This window comes from Dactylosporangium sp. NPDC049525 (assembly GCF_040676755.1).
In the GTDB taxonomy this organism is placed as follows: Bacteria; Actinomycetota; Actinomycetes; order Mycobacteriales; family Micromonosporaceae; genus Dactylosporangium.
Window position 1 is genome coordinate 135,314 of the sequence record NZ_JBFAPO010000010.1, and the last position, 18,569, is coordinate 153,882.

21 protein-coding genes and 1 riboswitch are annotated in these 18,569 nt (G+C 72.9%); of the genes, 16 read left to right on the forward strand and 5 right to left on the reverse strand.

Translation table 11 applies throughout. The features are described 5' to 3' along the window. The first annotated feature begins 36 nt into the window (after nucleotides 1–36). A complete protein-coding gene (locus AB0K00_RS17670) occupies nucleotides 37–846 on the forward strand; it encodes an alpha/beta fold hydrolase (protein ID WP_363521963.1) in 810 nt (269 codons plus the stop codon). Here AB0K00_RS17670 and AB0K00_RS17675 read toward each other — a convergent pair. Then, on the reverse strand, nucleotides 836–1,876 hold the full coding sequence (locus AB0K00_RS17675; protein ID WP_363521964.1) for an aldehyde reductase: 1,041 nt from the start codon (nucleotides 1,874–1,876) through the stop codon (nucleotides 836–838). The two genes, AB0K00_RS17670 and AB0K00_RS17675, sit on opposite strands and share 11 nt — an antisense overlap. Before the next feature lie 104 nt (nucleotides 1,877–1,980). On the opposite strand from AB0K00_RS17675, the gene AB0K00_RS17680 reads away from it, so the two are divergent. Beyond that, complete coding sequence (locus AB0K00_RS17680) at nucleotides 1,981–2,826, forward strand: helix-turn-helix transcriptional regulator (RefSeq protein ID WP_363521965.1); 846 nt, start codon at nucleotides 1,981–1,983, stop codon at nucleotides 2,824–2,826. Here AB0K00_RS17680 and AB0K00_RS17685 read toward each other — a convergent pair. Continuing rightward, entirely contained in the window at nucleotides 2,797–3,492 is a 696-nt protein-coding gene (locus AB0K00_RS17685) for an HAD family hydrolase (protein WP_363521966.1), read from the reverse strand. The two genes, AB0K00_RS17680 and AB0K00_RS17685, sit on opposite strands and share 30 nt — an antisense overlap. Nucleotides 3,493–3,562: 70 nt before the next feature. Between AB0K00_RS17685 and AB0K00_RS17690 the strand changes: the two genes are divergently transcribed. The 4 genes from AB0K00_RS17690 to AB0K00_RS17705 are packed head-to-tail and all read left to right on the forward strand — an operon-like array spanning nucleotide 3,563 to nucleotide 7,799. Next, nucleotides 3,563–4,936, forward strand: a complete 1,374-nt coding sequence (locus tag AB0K00_RS17690) for an MFS transporter (protein ID WP_363521967.1) — start codon at nucleotides 3,563–3,565, stop codon at nucleotides 4,934–4,936. A 48-nt stretch (nucleotides 4,937–4,984) separates the two neighbouring features. After that, nucleotides 4,985–5,485, forward strand: coding sequence for a carbonic anhydrase (locus AB0K00_RS17695; protein WP_363521969.1), 501 nt, complete (start codon nucleotides 4,985–4,987; stop codon nucleotides 5,483–5,485). Between the two features lie 59 nt (nucleotides 5,486–5,544). Beyond that, entirely contained in the window at nucleotides 5,545–6,210 is a 666-nt protein-coding gene (locus AB0K00_RS17700) for a dienelactone hydrolase family protein (protein ID WP_363521971.1), read from the forward strand. Nucleotides 6,211–6,230: 20 nt separating this feature from the next. Continuing rightward, nucleotides 6,231–7,799, forward strand: a complete 1,569-nt coding sequence (locus AB0K00_RS17705) for a GNAT family N-acetyltransferase (RefSeq protein WP_363521973.1) — start codon at nucleotides 6,231–6,233, stop codon at nucleotides 7,797–7,799. A gap of 14 nt (nucleotides 7,800–7,813) precedes the next feature. Here AB0K00_RS17705 and AB0K00_RS17710 read toward each other — a convergent pair whose 3' ends face one another. Beyond that, nucleotides 7,814–7,996, reverse strand: a complete 183-nt coding sequence (locus tag AB0K00_RS17710) for a hypothetical protein (protein ID WP_363521975.1) — start codon at nucleotides 7,994–7,996, stop codon at nucleotides 7,814–7,816. 87 nt (nucleotides 7,997–8,083) lie between these two features. Between AB0K00_RS17710 and AB0K00_RS17715 the strand changes: the two genes are divergently transcribed. Together AB0K00_RS17715 and AB0K00_RS17720 are read left to right on the forward strand one after the other, a co-directional pair. Beyond that, nucleotides 8,084–8,701, forward strand: coding sequence for a SigE family RNA polymerase sigma factor (locus AB0K00_RS17715; RefSeq protein WP_363521976.1), 618 nt, complete (start codon nucleotides 8,084–8,086; stop codon nucleotides 8,699–8,701). Continuing rightward, on the forward strand, nucleotides 8,701–9,996 hold the full coding sequence (locus AB0K00_RS17720; RefSeq protein ID WP_363521978.1) for a sialidase family protein: 1,296 nt from the start codon (nucleotides 8,701–8,703) through the stop codon (nucleotides 9,994–9,996). Before AB0K00_RS17715 ends, AB0K00_RS17720 begins: the two co-directional genes overlap by 1 nt. A 236-nt stretch (nucleotides 9,997–10,232) precedes the next feature. Here AB0K00_RS17720 and AB0K00_RS17725 read toward each other — a convergent pair whose 3' ends face one another. Then, nucleotides 10,233–10,751 (reverse strand): Uma2 family endonuclease, encoded by a 519-nt coding sequence (locus AB0K00_RS17725; protein WP_363521980.1) that lies wholly within the window; start codon nucleotides 10,749–10,751, stop codon nucleotides 10,233–10,235. Between the two features lie 138 nt (nucleotides 10,752–10,889). Continuing rightward, nucleotides 10,890–11,843, reverse strand: a complete 954-nt coding sequence (locus AB0K00_RS17730; RefSeq protein WP_363521982.1) for a helix-turn-helix domain-containing protein — start codon at nucleotides 11,841–11,843, stop codon at nucleotides 10,890–10,892. Between the two features lie 71 nt (nucleotides 11,844–11,914). Between AB0K00_RS17730 and AB0K00_RS17735 the strand changes: the two genes are divergently transcribed. The 8 genes from AB0K00_RS17735 (at nucleotide 11,915) to AB0K00_RS17770 (ending at nucleotide 18,559) form a co-directional block, all read left to right on the forward strand. Beyond that, nucleotides 11,915–12,655 (forward strand): MBL fold metallo-hydrolase, encoded by a 741-nt coding sequence (locus AB0K00_RS17735; protein WP_363521984.1) that lies wholly within the window; start codon nucleotides 11,915–11,917, stop codon nucleotides 12,653–12,655. Nucleotides 12,656–12,664: 9 nt separating this feature from the next. Beyond that, complete coding sequence (locus AB0K00_RS17740) at nucleotides 12,665–13,384, forward strand: metallophosphoesterase (RefSeq protein WP_363521986.1); 720 nt, start codon at nucleotides 12,665–12,667, stop codon at nucleotides 13,382–13,384. A gap of 9 nt (nucleotides 13,385–13,393) precedes the next feature. Then, a riboswitch (cobalamin riboswitch) is annotated at nucleotides 13,394–13,600 on the forward strand. Between the two features lie 39 nt (nucleotides 13,601–13,639). Then, nucleotides 13,640–14,260: a 5,6-dimethylbenzimidazole synthase gene (gene bluB, locus AB0K00_RS17745; protein ID WP_363521988.1), complete on the forward strand. Its 621-nt coding sequence runs from the start codon at nucleotides 13,640–13,642 to the stop codon at nucleotides 14,258–14,260. Between the two features lie 110 nt (nucleotides 14,261–14,370). After that, nucleotides 14,371–14,523, forward strand: a complete 153-nt coding sequence (locus tag AB0K00_RS17750) for a hypothetical protein (RefSeq protein ID WP_363521990.1) — start codon at nucleotides 14,371–14,373, stop codon at nucleotides 14,521–14,523. Nucleotides 14,524–14,626: 103 nt separating this feature from the next. Continuing rightward, nucleotides 14,627–15,799 (forward strand): hypothetical protein, encoded by a 1,173-nt coding sequence (locus AB0K00_RS17755; RefSeq protein WP_363521992.1) that lies wholly within the window; start codon nucleotides 14,627–14,629, stop codon nucleotides 15,797–15,799. Between the two features lie 27 nt (nucleotides 15,800–15,826). Further along, nucleotides 15,827–17,644, forward strand: coding sequence for a tetratricopeptide repeat protein (locus AB0K00_RS17760; protein ID WP_363521993.1), 1,818 nt, complete (start codon nucleotides 15,827–15,829; stop codon nucleotides 17,642–17,644). Between the two features lies 1 nt (nucleotide 17,645). Next, on the forward strand, nucleotides 17,646–18,176 hold the full coding sequence (locus AB0K00_RS17765) for a flavin reductase family protein (protein ID WP_363521995.1): 531 nt from the start codon (nucleotides 17,646–17,648) through the stop codon (nucleotides 18,174–18,176). A gap of 38 nt (nucleotides 18,177–18,214) precedes the next feature. Continuing rightward, nucleotides 18,215–18,559, forward strand: a complete 345-nt coding sequence (locus AB0K00_RS17770) for a YciI family protein (protein WP_363521997.1) — start codon at nucleotides 18,215–18,217, stop codon at nucleotides 18,557–18,559. Nucleotides 18,560–18,569: the final 10 nt, after the last annotated feature.

Here is an 18,569-nt window from a genome sequence, read left to right on the forward strand (position 1 = left end):
ACCGACCGGTTCGATCCCTGTGCTAGCGTCCCGACGATGACGACGGTCCCGGCCGCGAGCACCCCCGCGGTCTCCTTCACCAGTGGCGGCGAGACCCTCGCCGGCGTGCTGCACCTGCCCGCCGGCCCCGGCCCGCACCCAGTGGTCGTGCTCCTGCACGGCTTCCCCGGCAACGAGCGCAACTTCGACCTCGCGCAGGCCCTGCGCCGGGCCGGCTACGCGGCGCTCGTCTTCCACTACCGCGGCTCGTGGGGCATGGGCGGCGACTACGCCTGGCGGCACGTCCTGGCCGACGCCACCACGGTCGTCGCCGCCGTCCGCGCCGAGGCGTTCGCCGCCACGCACCGCCTCGACCCGTCGCGGGTGGCGGTGGCCGGGCACAGCCTCGGCGGGTTCGCCGCGCTGATGACGGCCGCCGCCGACCCGGCCGTCCGCGCGGCCGTCTCGGTGGCCGGCTTCGACCTCGGTGCCGCCGCCGAGCTGTGCGCCGACCCCGCGACCCGGGCGGAGTGCGTCGAGGCGTTCGGCAGCGACCTGCTCGCGCTGCGCGGTACCAGCGGCGAGGCCCTCGTCAGCGAGATGATGGCCGCCGGTCCAGCGTGGCGCCTCGCCGGCCTCGCACCCGCCTTCGAGGACCGCCCGGTCCTGCTCGTCGGCACCGGCCGCGACCCCGTCGCCCCGCCAGAGGTGCATCATCATCCGTTGGTCCAGGTGTACGGGGCGCGCCCGCGTCTGCGCCTCGAGCACGTGGTGTTCCCGACCGACCATGCCCTCTCCGACCATCGGCTGGAGCTGACCGCCACCGTGCTCGACTTCCTCGACCGCCACCTCGGGGTCAGTTCCTGACGAGCGACTTCGCGACCATGCTTTCGCCGGCGGCGACGATGGCGTCCTGCGACGCGCGCGGCTGCCAGCCCAGCATCCGGCGGGCCTTCTCGGTCGAGACCTCCTTGACGAAGTGCAGGTCGGCCGCGACCGGGCGGAACTCCGCGGAGAACACGGCGGCGACCCGCACGACGAGGTCCGGGATGGTCCGGGCCGGCACCCGGGCGGCGGCGTCGCCGAGGTGCGCCTTCAGGATCGCGCCGATCTGCCGCATCGCGACCGCGGGGCCGCCGGCGAGGAGGAACCGCTGCCCGGCAGCACCGGGCGCGGTCATGGCCAGCACGTGTGCCCGCGCCACGTCGCGCACGTCGACGATCGGGATCCACAGGTTCGGGTAGCCCGGCAGCTGCCCGCCGAGGATCCGTTGCACGATGTGGTTCGCTCCGGAGACGTCCCCGCCCAGCACCGGCCCCATCACGGCGACCGGCAGGATCGTGGTGAGCTCCAGCGCGCCGCCCTCGGCGGCCATGAAGTCCCACGCGGCGCGCTCGGCGAGGGTCTTGCTCCGGCCGTACGCGTCCACGCCCGGCCCGTCCAGCACCGACCAGTCGTCCTCGGTGAACGTGCGATCGGTGTGGGGGTGGCCGAAGCCGACCGCGTGGAAGGCCGAGGTCAGCACGACCCGCCGGACGCCGGCGTCGCGGGCGGCGCGCAACACCCGCAGCGTGCCCTCGCGGGCGGGGACGACAAGGTCGTCATCGTGCCTGACCTTCCCGAGGTGTACCGGCGACGCCACGTGCAGCACGTAATCGCACCCGTCGACGGCTTCGGCCCAGCCCGCGTCGCTGGTCAGGTCGGCGGCGACGAAGCTCAGCGCGTCGCCGTGCACCATGCCGGCGTCGGCGAGCACGGCCCGCACCTCGCGCTCGCGCCGCAGCGAACGCACGGTCGTGCGCACGAGGTGGCCCTGGTCGAGCAGCTGCAGAATGCAGTGCCCGGCGATGAAACCGGATCCGCCGGTGACGAGTACCCGCTGCTGGTTGTTGGTCATGCGACCACGGTCCGGCGCCCGGGCGGGCCGAGCCAGAGCCCCGGCCAGCCAGGGGTCCGGCAGGACCCCCTCACGGGGCGTGCTTCCGGCCTACCGTTGGCGGCATGAGCGAGGAGCCGAACCTGCTGGGCGCGTTCCTCCGCGCCCGCCGGGAGCTCGTCAGCCCCGAGGACGCGGGCGTGCCGGTCGTGGGGGTGCGGCGGACGCCGGGGCTGCGCCGCGAGGAGGTCGCGATGCTGGCCGGCATCAGCGCCGACTACTACCTGCGGCTGGAGCGCGGGCGCGACCGCAGCCCGTCGGCGCAGGTCCTGGAGTCTCTTGCCCGGGTCCTGCGCCTCGACGACGACACCAGGGCCTACCTGCTCGGCCTCGCCGCCGCCAAGCCCCGCCGCCGGCCGCGGCCGCGGAAGGAGGCCGTCCCGCCGAGCACGGCCAAGTTCGTGGCGATGCTCCCGCTGCCCGCGTTCGTCGAGGGGCGCTACCTCGACGTCCTCGCCGCCAACCCGCTCGCCACGGCCCTCTCGCCGCGCCTCGTCCCGGGCGGCAACCGGCTGCGGGACGTGTTCCTCGACCCGGCCGAGCAGGCCCTGTTCCCCGACTGGGAGACGGCCGCCGCCGGCCTGGTCGCCGGTTTCCGCCAGGCCGTCGGCACCGACACCGACGATCCGCGCTGCATCGAGCTCGTCGGCGAGCTGTCCCTGGTCAGCCCGCTGTTCCGGCAGCTGTGGGCGCGCCACGACGTGCGCCCGCGGGCCGGCGCGGTGATCCCGTTCAACCATCCGCAGGTGGGCGAGATCCGCCTGAACCGGGAGAAGCTGCTGATCAGCGGGACGGACGGCATCATGCTCGTGGTCTACCACCCCGACGCCGGCACCGCCGACGCGGAGAAGCTGGCGCTGCTCGCGTCCGCGTCCGCGGTCTCAGGCGGCCGCGTGCAGGCACCCCGGTAGCTCGGCGAGGGACGCGACCCGGTGCGGCTCGTCGTGCGGCCCGGCCCCGTCGCGGTCCAGGTGCACGGCACGCAGCCCGGCGGCCCGGGCGGGCAGCACGTCCAGGTCGTGCCGGTCGCCGACGCTCACCACAGCGCCGGGCGGCAGTCCCCAGCGCCGGCACGCCTCGGCGAACACCGCCGGGTCGGGCTTGAACAACCCCAGCGTCTCGGCGGTGAAGACCGGCCCGACCCGGTCGAGGAGCCCGATCCTGGCCAGCTTGTCGGTCTGCTGCGCCTCGATGCCGTTGGTCAGCACCGCCGTGCGCAGTCCGGCCCGGCGTAGCTCCTCCAGCGCCGGGACGACGTCGGTATAGGGCGCCCAGGACTGCTCGTACCCCTCCAGAAACCCGGAGAACAGGGTGTCGAGCTCGGCGTCGTCCGCGGCGACCCGGCCGGCCGCGGCCAGAAGGTCGCTGACCCGGCGCCGGCGCTGCTGCTGGAACGTGATCCGCCCGGCCCGCCAGTCCACCAGATGCCGCTCCTGGGCCGCGGCCCACAACGCCCGGACCGGCGCGGTCGGCTCGACCCCGATGGTGGGCAGCCACCGCAGCAGCGCCGCCGTCACCGCGCCCTCGTGGTCGAGCAGCGTGCCGTCGAGGTCGAGGAGTACACCCTGCACCGTCACGGACCCGGATCTTACGGCGTGACAAATATGACCCTATTTCCGATCGGAAAAATAGGTATACGATCGCCGGGTGTCGCTGACCACCGCTCCGGTGCCGGTCAAGACCGGTGCGGCGCGGTGGGTCGTCGCGGTCTGCCTCGGTGCCGGGTTCACCACGCTGCTCGACCAGTCGGTGCTGAACGTCGTCGTGCCCGCGCTGCGCGGGTCCCTGGACGCCGGCACCGCCTCGCTGCAGTGGATCCTCGCCGGCTATTCGCTGACGTTCGGGCTCGCGCTCGTGCCCGCCGGGCGCCTGGGCGACATGTACGGCCGGCGCCTGCTGTTCGTCGGCGGCCTCGCGCTGTTCGCCGCCGGTGCGATCGCCGCCGCGTCCGCGCAGCACGGCTGGGTCGTCGCGGCGGCGAGACTGCTGCAGGGCTTCGGCGCGGGCGTGGTCAACCCGCAGATCATCGGCCTGTTCCAGGACCTGTTCCGGGGCCGGGACCGGGCCCGCGCGCTCGGCGCCTACGCGTTCGTCGGCGGGGTCGCCGGGATGCTCGGCCCGCTGCTCGGCGGCCTGGTGCTGCAGGTCGCCGGGCCCGGTCTCGGCTGGCGGCTGGTCCTGCTGGCGAACCTGCCCTTCGCCGTGGTGACGATCCCGCTGGCGCTGCGGGTCCTGCCCGCCCGCCGACCCGAGGGCCGCACCGGCGACCTCGACCTCGGCGGCCTGCTGCTGCTGGCCGGCACCACGCTCGCCGCGCTGCTGCCCCTCGCCGGCGCCGCCGGCGGATGGTGGTGGCTGCCCGTCGCGGCCGCCGGCGCCGTCGCGTTCGTCACCTGGGAGCGCCGCTGGACGGCGAAGGGGCGCACCGCGATCCTCCTGCCGTCGCTGACCCGCAGCCGCGGCTACGTGCTCGGCATCCTCGTCGCCATGTGCTACTTCGGCGCCACCCTCGCCCTCAACCTGGTGCTGTCGCTGTACCTGCAGGACGGCCTGCACTACGCGCCACTCGCCGCGGCCGCCATCGCGCTGCCGAGCGCGGTCGGCTTCACCGTCACGTCGGCGTTCACCGCGGGCCTGCGCCGGCGCGGCACCACGATCGCCCTCGGCGTCGCCGTCGGCAGCATCGCCGCCGCCCTCGCCGCGGTCGAGCTGGTGCCGGAGGGGCAGGTGGTGTGGGCCCTGGCCGCGAGCCAGCTCGTCACCGGCGCCGCGGGCGGGTTCATCATCGCCCCGAACCAGGCGCTGACCCTGCACCACGCGCCGCCGGGCGCCAACGGGCTCAGCGCCGCGCTGCTGCAGCTGTCGCAGCGGCTCGCCGCGAGCGTCAGCATCGCCGCGGTCAGCGGTATCTTCCTCACCGCGCCCGGCCACAGCACCGCCCTCGCGCACGGCGCGGCGCTGTGCCTCGGCCTGGCCGTGCTCGCCCTGATCTTCGCCACTCTGGACCGTGCCGGGGATTGAGTAAGTAGGACACTATTCCCATCTGAGTAATGGGTTTATGGCACGGGCATGACCGTCACCGATGAGCTGCTCACCAACGCCGAGCGCTACGCCGCCGGCTTCACCAAGGGCGACCTGCCGCTGCCACCGGCGAAGCAGATCGCGATCGTCGCGTGCATGGACGCCCGGCTCAACCCGTACGGCCTGCTCGGCCTCGCCGAGGGCGACGCCCACGTCATCCGCAACGCCGGCGGGGTCATCACCGCCGACGAGCTGCGCAGCCTCGCGATCAGCCAGCGGCTGCTCGGCACCCGCGAGATCGTCCTCATCCACCACACCGACTGCGGCATGCTCACCTTCACCGACGACGAGTTCAAGGCCGGCATCCTGGCCGAGGTCGGCATCAAGCCGTCCTGGTCCGCGGAGGCGTTCAGCGACCTCGACGACGACGTGCGCCAGTCGGTCCGCCGCATCCTCGACGACCCGTTCATCCCGCGCAAGGACTCGGTCCGCGGCTTCGTCTACGACGTCGCCACCGGCAAGCTCCGCGAGGTGCCATCCGAAGCCTGATCGCCGCCATCGCCGCCGCTATTGGTCGCGGCTGATTCCCGCTGGCTAGCGTGGCCGGCATGTACCTCGCCCGGCCGCCGTCCGGCGGCGCGCAGCACAGGGTCGTCGTCGGCCACCAGCTCTTCGGCGTCGACGCGGCGGTCCGCGCGTTCGCCGACCGGCTCGCCGCGGCCGGCTGCCTGGTCGCCGTGCCGGACCTCTACCACCGCACCGCACCCGGCGTCGAACTCACCCAGGACGACGCCGGCCGGGCCCGCGGCTTCGAGCTGCTGCACGCCCTGGACCGCGACGAGGCCGTCGGTGACGTCGCCGAAGCCGTGGACGTCCTGGGCGGCGACCCGGCCCGGGTCAGCATGGTGGGGTTGAGCATGGGCGGGCACGTCGCGTACCTCGCGGCGGCCCGCCTCGGCCTGGCGGCGACCGCGGTGCTGTACCCGGGCTGGCTCACCGACACCCGGATCGCCCTGAGCCGCCCGTCGCCGACGGTGACCCTGACCCCCGCGATCACCGGCCGGCTGCTGTTCCTCGTCGGCGGCGACGACCACGTGGTGCCGCCCGCCGACGTCAGCACCGTCGGCGCGGCCCTGCGCGACGCCGGCGTCCGGCACGAGATCGTCGTGTACCCCGACACCCCGCACGCCTTCCTGCTGCCCGGCCCGCCCACCTACCGCCCGGGCCCTGCGACGGACGCCTGGCAGCGGATCCTGGATCTGGTCACCTCGTAGCGCCTCGTAGGGTTGGGATCATGCGCGCCATCCGCTGCGACCGTTTCGGCGGTCCGGAAGTCCTCGTGCCCGCCGACGCCCCCGACCCCGTCGCCGCGCCCGGCCAGGTGCTCGTCGACGTGAGCGCGGCCGGGATCAACTACGCCGACACGTCCCGCACCGCCGGCACCTACAGCGGCGGCCAGACCCTGCCGTTCATCCCCGGCACCGAGGTCGTCGGCCGCACCCCCGACGGCCGCCGGGTCGCCGCACTCACCTTCGCCGGCGGCGGCTACGCGGCCCGCGCCGCCGTGTCCACAGTGGACGTCGTGGACGTGCCGGACGTCGTCGCCGACGGCCCGGCCCTCGCCCTGCTGGTGCAGGGCCTCACCGCGTGGCACCTCCTGCACGGCAGCGCCGCCCTGCGCCCCGGCGACACCGTCGTGGTCAACGCGGCCGCCGGCGGCGTCGGCACCCTCGCCGTGCAGCTCGCCCGCCACCTCGGCGCCGGCCGGATCATCGCCGCCGCGTCCACCCCCGCGAAACGCGCCCTGGCCGCGTCCCTCGGCGCTGATGCCACTGTGGACAGTGCCCCCGACGGCTACACCGACCGCGTCCTGGCCGCCAACGACGGCGCCGGCGTCGACGTCGTCCTGGAGTCCACCGGCGGCCCGACCTTCACCGCCGCCCTGGCGACCTTGGCCCCACTCGGCCGCCTGGTCACCTACGGCGACGCCTCCCGCGGCGGCCGCCCACCCGTCGACCCCGCCGACCTGGCCAACCGCAGCATCGCGGTCGCCGGCTTCTGGCTCCGCCCCGTCCTCACCCGCCCCGACGCCTTCCACGGCCCCCTTGCCCAGCTGCTGCACCTGACCGCGACCGGCGTCCTGCGCCCGCAGCTCGGCCCGCCTACCCTCTGGAGGACGCCCGCCGCGCCCACGAGGACCTGCTCGCCCGCCGCACCACCGGCAAACTCGTCCTCACCGTCAACCCGTAGCCGACCCCGCCGCGTCCCGGGTCGTGTTGCGCCGTGCCGCTCGGTGCCAGGATCGGGGCAAAATGGCTTCGTGAGCGACGACGAAGACACCGGCCGGCCGGTCCTGCGCATCGCCGGGCCGGACGACGCGGTGGCGCTGATGCGGCTGAAGCAGCGCCTGGACGAAGAGACCTCGTTCATGCTCCTGGAGCCGGACGAGCGGGACACCTCGACGCAGACGCTGGCTCGTCATCTGGAGGACGTGAGCCGGTCGGAGAACTCAGTGGTGATCGTGGCCGGCCGGCCCGGCGAGCTGGCCGGATATGTGGAGCTGGCCGGCGGAAAGTTCCGGCGGAACCGGTCCACGACCCACGTCATCATCGGTGTCCTGGCCGAAGCGAGCGGCAAAGGCGTCGGCACCAGATTGCTGGAGGAGGCGAAGCGCTGGGCGGCCGCCCGCGGCCTGCACCGGCTCGAGCTCAACGTGATGGCCCACAATCACCGGGCGGTCGTCCTGTATGAGCGCATGGGCTTCGTCCACGAAGGCCGCCGCGTGGACTGCCTGCTGATCGACGGCACGTTCCTCGACGAGCTGTCCATGGCCATGATCCTGCCAGGCACGCTATCGCCGTGACCGCGACGCCGCTCTCAATCAGCCTGACGCAAGAGGCACAGCGGGGCCCGTAACCGGACGGTCAACAGCATCCGCGGACCCGGCGCGAACGCGGCTTCGCCACCCGGAAGGCGTGGCGGATCTTCGCCGAGGTCGGCAGCTGCGCCGAACGCGTCGGCACCGTCGCCAAGGCCGTCCTCGCCCTCGAACGCCACCACGAATCATGAGGCTGGAAGGGCTCAATGTTGTCGGGTCGCTCAACCTTTGGCTGGGTGGGTGGGCACCTGGTAGGTGAGGAGGTTGCCGTGGTGAATGATGACCCGAGCGAGCAGCGTCGGTTCGCTGAGTACTTCGCGGCCCGTCGTGATGCGGTCCGGTGGGCGGCCTATTTGCTGTGCGGCGACTGGCACTGGGCGGACGACCTCACGCAGGTCGCTTTCGTCCGGCTGGCGTCCGGTTGGCAGCGGGTGCGCGATCCGGCGGCCCTGGATGCGTTCGTTCGTACCTGCCTCGTGCGGGCGTATCTCGCGGAGACTCGCAGGGCGTGGCGGCGTTGGGAACGGCGGGTCGCTGACGTGCCTGATGTTGTTCGTAGCGCGGACGACACGGAGACGGTGGCCCACCGGCTGACGTTCGTCGCGGCGCTGCGCCGGTTGCCGCCGCGGCAGCGGGCGGTGTTGGTGTGCCGGTACTACCAGGGCCTTGACATCGCAGCGACCGCCGAGGTTCTGGGCTGTTCGGCTGGCACCGTCAAGAGCCAGACATCGCGCGGTTTGGCGCTGCTACGTGAGCTGCTCGGCGCGCCGGTCCACGAGCCGGGCGAGGAGGCGGATGCCAGTTCGGGGGACCGCCCTGCGGCCGGGTCGGAGCCGGGGCCCGTCGGGGCTGGGTGGCCGCTGGTGATCGACTTGGAGGGAAAGTGATGACCGACATCCGGGAACTGTTTCACGACGCCACCGCCAGGTCCGCGCCACCGAGCGTGTTGACTGCGGAAGTCCTGTACGCGTCGGGGCAGCGCCGGCGCCGGCGGCGGACACTCGCACGGGGCGGTGCCGGCATGCTCGCCGCGGTGTTGATCGCGGTCGGCTCGGTCGCGGTGGCCAACTCCGACCACCGGGGGTTCGAACGGGGGGCGGGAATCGGCGATGCCAGTCAGCGGACCCGGGACGGCGCGGTACTGTCGGTCGCCGCGGGCGACCTCACGCACCTGTACGCGATCGTCGCCTCCTGCCCGGCGGGGCCGCAGTTGTGCACGCAAGACCTGGTGGGCTCCGACGATGGTGGCCGCTCCTGGACGATGCGCAGCCGGGACGTCCGGGCGGAGCGGGTGCTCGCCACAGCACCCGAGGTTGTCCAGCTCGATGGCGTGTCGGTCCGCGGGCCGCTCCCATCGTCCGGGTCGTCGGCCCAGCCGCGTCTGATCGAGCCGGGGACGGTCAGCGTCGACGGCGGCCGGACCTGGAAGGACATCACCGTGCAGACCGCTGCGGTTGCGGCGGTGCCGGCCGAAGGCTGGATCCGGTACGACTGTGGTGGCCAGCCCGGACAGGACTACCGGCAGACATGCCGGATGTGGGTGGTGGATCCGCAGGCCGGACACATCGCGCCGTTGGCCAACCAACCGCCCGGACAGTATTTCGTTGGGCGGACGGCTCGGCCGAACCCGAACACGCTGTGGATCAGCGGAACCGATGAGCAGTCCGACGAGCGACCAGTCCTGGCCGTCAGCAGCGACGCCGGGCGGACCTGGTCGGTGCACTCCTTCACCGACCACCCGAACGCCGCACCCCAAAGCAGCGAATCCGTGTATCCGACCACCCTCGACGGCATCACCGGATACGTCGTGCTCATGAGCGGCTCGCCACGCGGAGGCGCACACGTGTACCGGACCAGCGACGGCGGCTCGACCTGGCAGTGGGTCGACCGGCAGGGCACCGCACCGTGGTCATACGGCGCAGGCAACTCGTTCATCACCAAGGACGGCAGCCACGTGATCGCGAACGTGCCCAGCGAAACCGTCCACACCACCTCCTTCAGCGCCAGTCGTGACAACGGCAACCGATACCAGCCGATCACCCTCACCGGACTGCCCGCCAACCCGGAAAGCAGCGACGCCGGACCGGTGCACACCATCGCCGGCGGCGGCTACCTCACCCGCACCGTCGACGCCGCTTACCTCTCCACCGACGGCCTGAACTGGAAACGAATCACCCCATGATCATGGTTCGGGTAGGTCCCGAAGCGGACGCGGAGGCCCGATGTGGTGGTGCGCTCGGCAGCCTTCGAGCCTCTCCAGCCAGAATTCGTGGTGGCGTTCGAGGGCGAGCTCGGGATCACGCCAACGAAATCAATCGATATTCGACTACCTCATCAGATGAGAGGCACACACCCAAAACTGCGAAACTCCAGAGACCTGGTCGCCTGGCGCATCGCCGGCGAGCTTGTCCCTCGCCGTCAACTGAGCTCCGGCACCGGCCCGTCCACGAGCCATGCGAGCGGCCGCGGCTCGTGCTCCGCGACGAATCGGCCGTCTTCCAGGATCAGGGCGTGCACGGTGGTCGCCGTGTCGCGCTCGACGATCCAGTAGCGGGGGATGCCGACCGCCGCATACTCGTCGCGTTTGACCACCCGGTCGATCACCTTGCTGTCGGGTGACTCGACCTCGATCACCAGGAGTAGTCCGTCGGTGCCGGCATAGCTCGAGCGGGCCGGGCGTGGTGGTTTCCCCTTCGCCCAGATCGTCACGTCGGGCTGGCGTCCGCCCCAGACGTCGATGCCGCAGTCCGTGGTGACCTGCTCGTCCTCGAACCCGTTGACGAAGAACCAGCGAACCAGCCTGGCCACGATCAGCGCATGCTCTGGGGTGGCCGGCGGCAGGATGGACAACACCCCTTCTCGACTGAGCTCATAGCGGTGGTGCTCATCCGCGTCCGCCATGGCTGCAACGTCGTCGAGACTGATGGCGGCCGGCATGTGGGCAGCGATAACCGCTGGGCTCATGTCGCTCCTCCTGTCCACGCCCGAAGCGTAACGACGTCTGGTCCGTGCAATCCAAGATATGAGCATAAGACCATGTCCGTATAATGGCAAAGCCATCCGCACCCTTCCGCGTCAGGAGGCGCGGAAGCTGGCGCGGTAGGACTGTGGGGGGACACCGACGAGGCGGCGGAAGTGGGGGCGCAGGGCGACGCCGTCGGTGAAGCCGCAGGTGCGGGCGACCGAGTCGATGTCCAGGTCCGTGGTGGACAGCACGTGCTGGGCGCGCAGCACCCGCTGCAGCAGCAGCCAGCGCAGCGGCGAGGAGCCCGTCGTCTCCCGGAAGCGACGGTCGAACGTGCGGCGGCTCAGATGTACCGCCGCGGCCAGACGATCCACGTCGAGCGTGACGTCCTCCAGGTGCTCCAGTGCGTGGCGCATCGCGTCGCCGACCGCGTCGCCGGCGCGGAGCTGGGGGACCGGACGCTCGATGAACTGTGCCTGCCCGCCGGCCCGCTGCGGCGCCACGACCAGGGCACGGGCGGCGGTGTTGGCCACCGAGGGGCCGTGGTCGCGGCGCAGCAGGTGCAGGCACGCGTCCAGCCCGGCGGCGCTGCCCGCGCTGGTCACGACCGTGCCCTCGTCGACGTAGAGCACGTCGTCGACCACCTCGACGGCCGGGAACCGGGCGGCGAACGTGGCCAGGTGCCGCCAGTGCGTGGTGGCCCGCCGGCCGTCGAGCAGGCCGGCCTCGGCGAGGACGAACGCGCCCATGCACAGCCCGACGACGGTGGCGCCCTCGTCGTGGGCGCGGCGCAGCCGGTCCAGGATGCCCGGGGCGACCGGGGCGCCGCCCGGCGGCCGCCAGCCGGGCACGATGACGACGCCCGCCGCGTCGAGGTCGTCGAGGGCATGCGGGGCGCTGATCGCGATGCCCGCGGTCGTCGACAGCGGGCCGGGGTGCTCCCCGGCGGTGCGCACCTCGAAGCCGCTGCCGGCGACGCTGAACACCCGCGGCGCGACCGCGACCTCCAGCATCGGGGCGCCGTCGCCGATGAGCACCCCGACCGTCGTGGGTGAGCGGTCCATGGCTTGATCGTATCGGAGGATGGCGTTCCAGCCACTGCTGGCGGGCCGCGCCCGGCCGGAGACTGGGCGGTATGACCTTCCAGATCCGCCGGTTCGGCGGCCCGACCGCGGTGTTCACCGTCGGCGGCGTCACGTTCATGACCGACCCCACGTTCGACCCGCCCGGTGACTACGCCGTCGGCAGCCGGGTGCTGACCAAGACCGCGGCCGCGGCCGGCACCCCGGCGGACGCCGGCACCGTCGACGTCGTGCTGCTGTCCCACGACCAGCACCCTGACAACCTCGACCACTCCGGTCGGGCCTTCGCGGCGTCGGTACCCCTGATGCTCAGCACTCCGGCAGCGGCCGCCCGGCTGGGCGGCCCCACGGTCGGCCTGCCGCCGTGGACCGAGGTCAACCTGTCCCGGCCCGGTGGCGGCGGCCTCGTGCGGGTCACCGCGGTGCCGGCGCAGCACGGCCCCGACGGCACCGAGCACCTCACCGGCCCCGTCACCGGCTTCGTGCTGCACGGCGACGACCTGCCGACCGTCTACGTCAGCGGCGACAACGCGTCCCTGGGCGTCGTGGCGCAGATCGCCGACCGTTTCCCGGCCGTGGACGTCGCGATCCTGTTCGGCGGCAAGGCCCGCACCCCGCTGCTCGGCGACGCCGACCTGACCCTCGGCGCCGCCGGCCTGCTCGAGGCGGCCCGCCTCCTCGGCGCGAAGACGGTGCTGCCGGTCCACATCGACAGCTGGGCACACTTCACCGAAAGCCCCGACGACGTGCGCGCCGCGTTCGAGTCGGCGGGTAGCGCAGCGCTGCTGGGGTAACCAGCAGGGGTGCTCATCGCCCATCTCAGTGACCTCCACGTCGGATCGAAGCCGCCGGACCGGTTCGAGCGGGTCATCGCGTACCTCGCCGGCCTGCAGCGCCCGCTCGACGCGATCGTGGTGACCGGCGACGTCGCCGACCACGGCCTCGCCGCCGAGTACGCGGTGTTCGGCAAGCTCCAGCAGCTCGGCGTGCCGGTGCTGGCGCTCCCGGGCAACCACGACGACCGGGCCATGTTCCGCGGTGAACTCCTCGACGAGGAGCCGGCCACTGGTCCCGTGAACCGGGTCGAGACCGTCGCCGGGGCGGTGTTCGCGCTGTGCGACTCCAGCGTCCCCGGGCACGCCGAGGGCTGGCTGGACGACGACACCCTCGACTGGCTCGACGGCACCCTCGCGGCGTCGGCCGGCACGCCCGCGTTCGTGTGCTGCCATCATCCGCCGGTGCCGGTCGGCAAGCCCGCCGCGGACCAGGTCCGCCAGCTCGGGGCCGGGCGGCTCGCCGAGGTCCTCGGCCGGCACCCGGACGTGGTCGCCGTGCTGTGCGGCCACGTCCACACCGCCGCGGTGAGCACGTTCGCCGGCGTGCCGGTCCTGGCCGCCCCGGGCGTCGAGTCGACGATGCTGCTGCCCTGGGAGCCGGAGGACCGCCCGGAGGCGCCGCCGGCCCTCGCGTTCCACCTCCTGCAGGACGGCCGCCTCACGACGCACTTCCGGTTGTGCGTCTAAGCTCGGCGGCGGCATGAACTGATGCGAGGTGCCCCGGGCGACCGGGGAGAATCGGGAAGCCGGTGTGAATCCGGCACGGGCCCGCCGCGGTGATCGGGGAGCTGCCGTCCATGCACGCCGAACGTGGCGTGCGGTCACTGGCCTGCGGGCTGGGAAGGCGGACGGTCAGGCGTTGATCCGAGAGTCCGAAGACCGGCCTCGCGTTCACCGCCTGCCCCGCGCCGGGGCCGGCCTGAGCAGCGGGAGCCTGCCCTCATGAGCACCGACCTGTATGACGTCGTGCACCGCCGTCGCGACGTGCGCGGCCAGTTCACCGGGGCGCCGATCCCCGCCGAGGTCCTCGACCGCGTGCTGGGCGCGGCCCACGCGGCGCCGAGCGTGGGGCTGTCGCAGCCGTGGGACTTCGTGCTCGTGCGCGATCTCGGCCTGCGCAGCGCGTTCCACGACCACGTGCGGCAGGAGCGGGAGACGTTCGCCGCGACCCTGGACGGGCCGGCAATCGAGACGTTCCAACGCATCAAAATCGACGGTGTACTGGAATCGACCCTGTCCGTGGTCGTCACCTACGACGCCGGCCGTGGCGGTCCTGCGGTGCTTGGCCGGCACGCGATCGCCGACGCCGGCCTCTACTCGGTCTGCCTCGCCATCCAGAACCTGTGGCTGGCGGCCACCGCGGAGGGTCTCGGCGTGGGCTGGGTGTCGTTCTACCGCGAATCGTTCGTCCGCGACCTGCTCGGCATCCCCGACGGCATCCGTCCCGTGGCGTGGCTGTGCCTTGGCCCGGTGACGCACCTGGAGACCGTGCCGGACCTCGAACGGCACGGCTGGCGTAGCAGGATTCCGCTGGTCGAGGCGCTGCATCACGACCGCTGGTAGCTGTCGGCTAGGCGGGGTCGAAGTGTCACCCGGGCGACTTCATGGTCGTCACGTTGCGTGCCATTCTCATCACGCAACGTGACGCATATCGTCTGAGGAGGCGAATCCCAATGGCACAGATCGCTACGGACATCAGCACGGAAACCGGCACCGGCGCCGGGATGAAGAAGATCGTGGTCCGCAAGGCGGGCGCGGTGCGGCTCACCAGGCTCTGCAACAACTACTGCTACGGCATGTGCTGCTGTGCGGAGTTCCTGGGCTGAGTTGCAGGGCCGACGAGGCCGACACCGCGGGACACCCGGCCGGGGGCGCAACCCACCCTCACCCCCGGCCGGGGTCCCAGCCCACCAGCAGAGGAGATCTGCCATGCCGAACGCCCCAGTGGCGCTGCACGACCTGCGGTACCTCGACGAGGGCGACCGGGTCGTCGTCGGCCGCACCGACTGCGACTCCTACGGCGTGTTCCCGCCCGACGGCGCCGCGCTGCTCCGCGAGCTCGCCGGAGGCCGGCCACCGCGGGACGCCGCCGCCTGGTACACCGACCGCTACGGCGAACCCGTCGACATCGACGAATTCCTCGACACCCTGCGGGACCTGGACTTCCTGAGCCCTGGCGGCGCGGGGGAGAAGACCGCCCCGCCGCGCTGGCAGCGGCTCGGCGCGGCCCTGTTCTCGCCGGTCGCCTGGGCCTGCTACGCGGCGCTCGTCGTCGCCGCCGTCGCGGTCTGCGTCGCCGACCCGCGGCTCGCACCAGCCCGCGGCAACGTGTTCTTCACCGACTACCTGCTGATCGTCGAGCTGACGGTGCTGTTCGGGCAGCTGCCGTTCGTCGTGCTGCACGAGCTGTTCCACCTGCTCGCCGGGCGCCGGCTCGGCCTGCACTCCTCGATGCACCTCGGCCACCGGCTCTACTTCCTGGTGGCCGAGACGAAACTCGACGGGCTCGTCGTCGTGCCGCGGCGGCAGCGGTACCTGCCGATCCTCGCCGGGGTGGTCGCCGACGTGCTCGCGGCCTCGGCGCTCACCGTCGTGGCGTGGCTGACCCGGCACCCGGACGGCAGCATCCCGGTCGCGGGCCGCGCCTGCCTCGCCATCGCGTTCATGTCCCTGCTCGGCATCGTCGCCCAGCTGTACTTCTTCCTGCGCACCGACGTGTACCACCTCATCACCACCGTCCTGGGCTGCGTCGACCTGCACGCCACAGCGCGGGAGCTGCTGCACAACCGGATGTGGCGGCTGCTCGGGCGCACCGACCGGCTCGCCGCCGAGACCCGCTGGGACCCGCGCGACCGCGCCGCCGCCCGCTGGTACGCACCCCTGTACGCCATCGGCTACGCCACCATGCTCGCCGTGCTCGTGTTCGTGGCGCTGCCGCTCGCGTGGCACTTCCTCGGCACCGCCGTCGCCGCCGTCACCGATCCCGCCGTGCCCACGGCCCGGTTCTGGGACGCGCTGCTCTTCCTGGTCGCGTCCGTCGGCCAGCTCGTCCTCGCCGCCGCGCTCGCCGTCCGCGACCGCCGCCGCTCCCGCAAGCCGTGAACTCGCGCAAGTCCTGAAGGAGTCGTCATGTCACCAATTTTGTCCACAGTGGACGCACATCGGCGGCTGCGGGGACCGTTCACCGCCGCCGGTACCCTCCTGCGGCAGATCGTTCCCGGTCTCCTGCGTACCCACCCGGAGCTGGTGCGGGCGCACGACATCGAGATCCTCGCCGCCGCGCCGGAGCTCGCGACGCTGCTGACGTGCGAGCGGGAGACCCTCACGTCGCAGGCGTCACCGGAGTCGCGGACCCGGTACTACCCGTACGCGCGGACCGTCCAGATCGGTCACGGCCTCGTCGACCTGCTGCAGGCCGTGCTCGCCGACATCGGCCCCCGCACGCTCGTCGTCACGCACGCCGAGGAGGCCGACCGCACCGACGCCGAGTGGCTCGCCCTCCTGGCCCGCCGTATCGACCCCGCCCTGCTCACCATCGTGCACGACGCCGCGGAGCGCGGCGCGCCGGCCAGCGACCCGGCACGGTCCTATGTGGACGGTGACTGCGTCAGCGACGACCCGGTGCTCCTTGCGGCCTACGCCACGCTGGACCCGGCCGAGCGGGCGTTGCTGCACGACCGGCGCGCCGACGAGCTTCTGGCGAAAGGCGAGCCGTCGCTGCGGCTCGGCGCCATCTGCTACCACCGCGAGCACGGCAGCGACCCGTCAGGTGCCGGTGTCGCCGCGCTCAGCGACGCCCTCGGCGACTGCATCCTCGCCGGCCACTACGACGCCGTCCTCGAGCTGGGCCGGCGCTGCCTGGACCTCGCCGACTGGGCGACCCAGCCCGAGGCGTGCTGGCTCGCCACCGTCAAGATGACCATCGCGCTGTCCACGATGGGGCGCGCCGACGAGGCCATGGCGCTCTACGACGAGGCCTGCGCCCGCTCCACCTCACCCAGCGTCCACATGCAGGCCGCGTACGGCCGCGCCATGCTGTACACCCGCTACTTCGACGAGGCCCGCCGCGACCTGCGCAAGGCCAGCGCCTGGGTCAACACCGCCGTGTCGCTCGCGTCGCTGCTGCCGGAGGACCGGCGCCGCGCGTACAACCTCACGTTCAACGAGAACGGCCGTGCCCTCATCGCCATGCACCTCGGCGACCCGGCCGAGGCGATGCGCCTCATCGACGCCGGCATCGAACGCATGCAGGCCACGTTCACCGCCGGTGAGCGGGACCTGCACCTGTCGGTGCTGCGGTACAACCGGGCCCAGCTCATCGCCCGCAGTGCACCGGAGGACGGGGTGCGGGAGTACACCGCGGTGATCGGCCTCGACCCGCACCACCCCGACTACTACGCCGAGCGTGCCGGGCTGCTGCGCCGCCTCGGACGGTTCGCCGAGGCGCTCGCCGACTACGACGCCGCGATCGCCAACGGCCTGCCGGACGTCGAACCGCACTACAACCGCGGCGACCTGTACGCCGAGCTCGGCGACCTCGACGCGGCCCTCGCCGACTTCGACCGGGTCCTCGACCTCGAACCGGACTTCCTCGCCGCGTACGTCAACCGGGCGGCGCTGCGGTACGAGGTCGGCGACACCGCCGGTGCCCGCGCCGACGTCGCCGCCGGCCTCGACCTGGAACCTGGCCAGCCGCACCTGCTGTGCACCCGCGGCATGCTCGCCGCCGACAGCGGTGACCTCGCCGCGGCCGTCGCCGACTACCGGGCGGCGCTGCTCGCCGAGCCCGCCCTGGCCGGCGCGTGGACGAACCTCGGCGCCGCCATGTTCGAGCTCGGCGATGCCACGGAGGCGGTCCGCTGCTTCGACCGTGCCCTCGCCATCGAGGACGACCCGATCGCCCGCGCGAACCGCGCCGCGGCCCTGTCCGTCGCGGCGGTGGGGTGACATGACCGCCCTCGACGTGCGCCCCGCCGGCCTCATCGCGGATTTCCGGGCGGTGGCGGGGCGGCTCCCCACAGGCGTCACCGTGGTGGCTGTGCGTACCGCAGACATCACCCACGCCACGACGGTCAACAGTTTCACGACGGTGTCGCTGGAGCCGCCGCTGGTGCTGTTCTGTGTGCGGCGGTCCAGCCGGACGGCGACGCTGCTGCCGGTGGCGGGCGCGTTCGCGGTCACCGTCCTGCCGGCCGGCTCGGGCGCGGTGTCGACGGCGTTCGCCGACCCGTCCCGCCCGCCGGGGCTCGGCGACACCGGCTGGACCCCCGGACCCGGCACCGGCAGCCCCGTGCTCGACTGCGGGCTGGCGTACTTCGACTGCACACTGGAGACCGTGCACGTGGCCGGCGACCACGACGTGTGCGTCGGCCAGGTCCGCGCGTTCGACGCGATGGGCACCGGCGCGCCGCTGGTGTTCGCCGGCGGGATGTACCGGGAACTGTCGAAATCCGTGCCGCCCCGGACGTCGTACAGGTAGACGGGCACGACACGGGCCCCGGACGAATGGGACGGACGATGGCGAAGTACCTGATTCTCATCTACGGCGACGAGCAGCGCTGGGACGCCGAGACCGAGCCGGAGCTGCGGGCGAAGGGCGAGGGTCACCGGGCGTTCAACGCCGCGGCCGGCGGCCGCGTCCTCGGCGGGCACGAACTGGAGGCGTCCTCGACCGCCACCACCCTGCGCGGCGCCGGGCTGATCACCGACGGGCCGTTCCTGGAGTCGAAGGAGGCGCTCGGCGGGTTCTACGTGATCGAGGCGGCCGACCTCGACGCGGCGATCGCCCTCGCCGGGCTGCTGCCGGAGCTGTCCTCCGGGCACGGCGGCGTCGAGATCCGGCCGATCGTGGACCACGGGTGAGCGACGCCCC

Excerpts from the sequence above, each read along its gene's own strand:
- AB0K00_RS17670 (WP_363521963.1), top strand. The coding sequence starts at position 37 with ATGACGACGGTCCCGGCCGCGAGCACCCCCGCGGTCTCCTTCACCAGT.
- AB0K00_RS17675 (WP_363521964.1), bottom strand. The coding sequence starts at position 1,876 with ATGACCAACAACCAGCAGCGGGTACTCGTCACCGGCGGATCCGGTTTC.
- AB0K00_RS17680 (WP_363521965.1), top strand. The coding sequence starts at position 1,981 with ATGAGCGAGGAGCCGAACCTGCTGGGCGCGTTCCTCCGCGCCCGCCGG.
- AB0K00_RS17695 (WP_363521969.1), top strand. The coding sequence starts at position 4,985 with ATGACCGTCACCGATGAGCTGCTCACCAACGCCGAGCGCTACGCCGCC.
- AB0K00_RS17700 (WP_363521971.1), top strand. The coding sequence starts at position 5,545 with ATGTACCTCGCCCGGCCGCCGTCCGGCGGCGCGCAGCACAGGGTCGTC.
- AB0K00_RS17705 (WP_363521973.1), top strand. The coding sequence starts at position 6,231 with ATGCGCGCCATCCGCTGCGACCGTTTCGGCGGTCCGGAAGTCCTCGTG.
- AB0K00_RS17720 (WP_363521978.1), top strand. The coding sequence starts at position 8,701 with ATGACCGACATCCGGGAACTGTTTCACGACGCCACCGCCAGGTCCGCG.
- AB0K00_RS17725 (WP_363521980.1), bottom strand. The coding sequence starts at position 10,751 with ATGCCGGCCGCCATCAGTCTCGACGACGTTGCAGCCATGGCGGACGCG.
- AB0K00_RS17730 (WP_363521982.1), bottom strand. The coding sequence starts at position 11,843 with ATGGACCGCTCACCCACGACGGTCGGGGTGCTCATCGGCGACGGCGCC.
- AB0K00_RS17735 (WP_363521984.1), top strand. The coding sequence starts at position 11,915 with ATGACCTTCCAGATCCGCCGGTTCGGCGGCCCGACCGCGGTGTTCACC.
- bluB (WP_363521988.1), top strand. The coding sequence starts at position 13,640 with ATGAGCACCGACCTGTATGACGTCGTGCACCGCCGTCGCGACGTGCGC.
- AB0K00_RS17750 (WP_363521990.1), top strand. The coding sequence starts at position 14,371 with ATGGCACAGATCGCTACGGACATCAGCACGGAAACCGGCACCGGCGCC.
- AB0K00_RS17755 (WP_363521992.1), top strand. The coding sequence starts at position 14,627 with ATGCCGAACGCCCCAGTGGCGCTGCACGACCTGCGGTACCTCGACGAG.
- AB0K00_RS17760 (WP_363521993.1), top strand. The coding sequence starts at position 15,827 with ATGTCACCAATTTTGTCCACAGTGGACGCACATCGGCGGCTGCGGGGA.
- AB0K00_RS17765 (WP_363521995.1), top strand. The coding sequence starts at position 17,646 with ATGACCGCCCTCGACGTGCGCCCCGCCGGCCTCATCGCGGATTTCCGG.
- AB0K00_RS17770 (WP_363521997.1), top strand. The coding sequence starts at position 18,215 with ATGGCGAAGTACCTGATTCTCATCTACGGCGACGAGCAGCGCTGGGAC.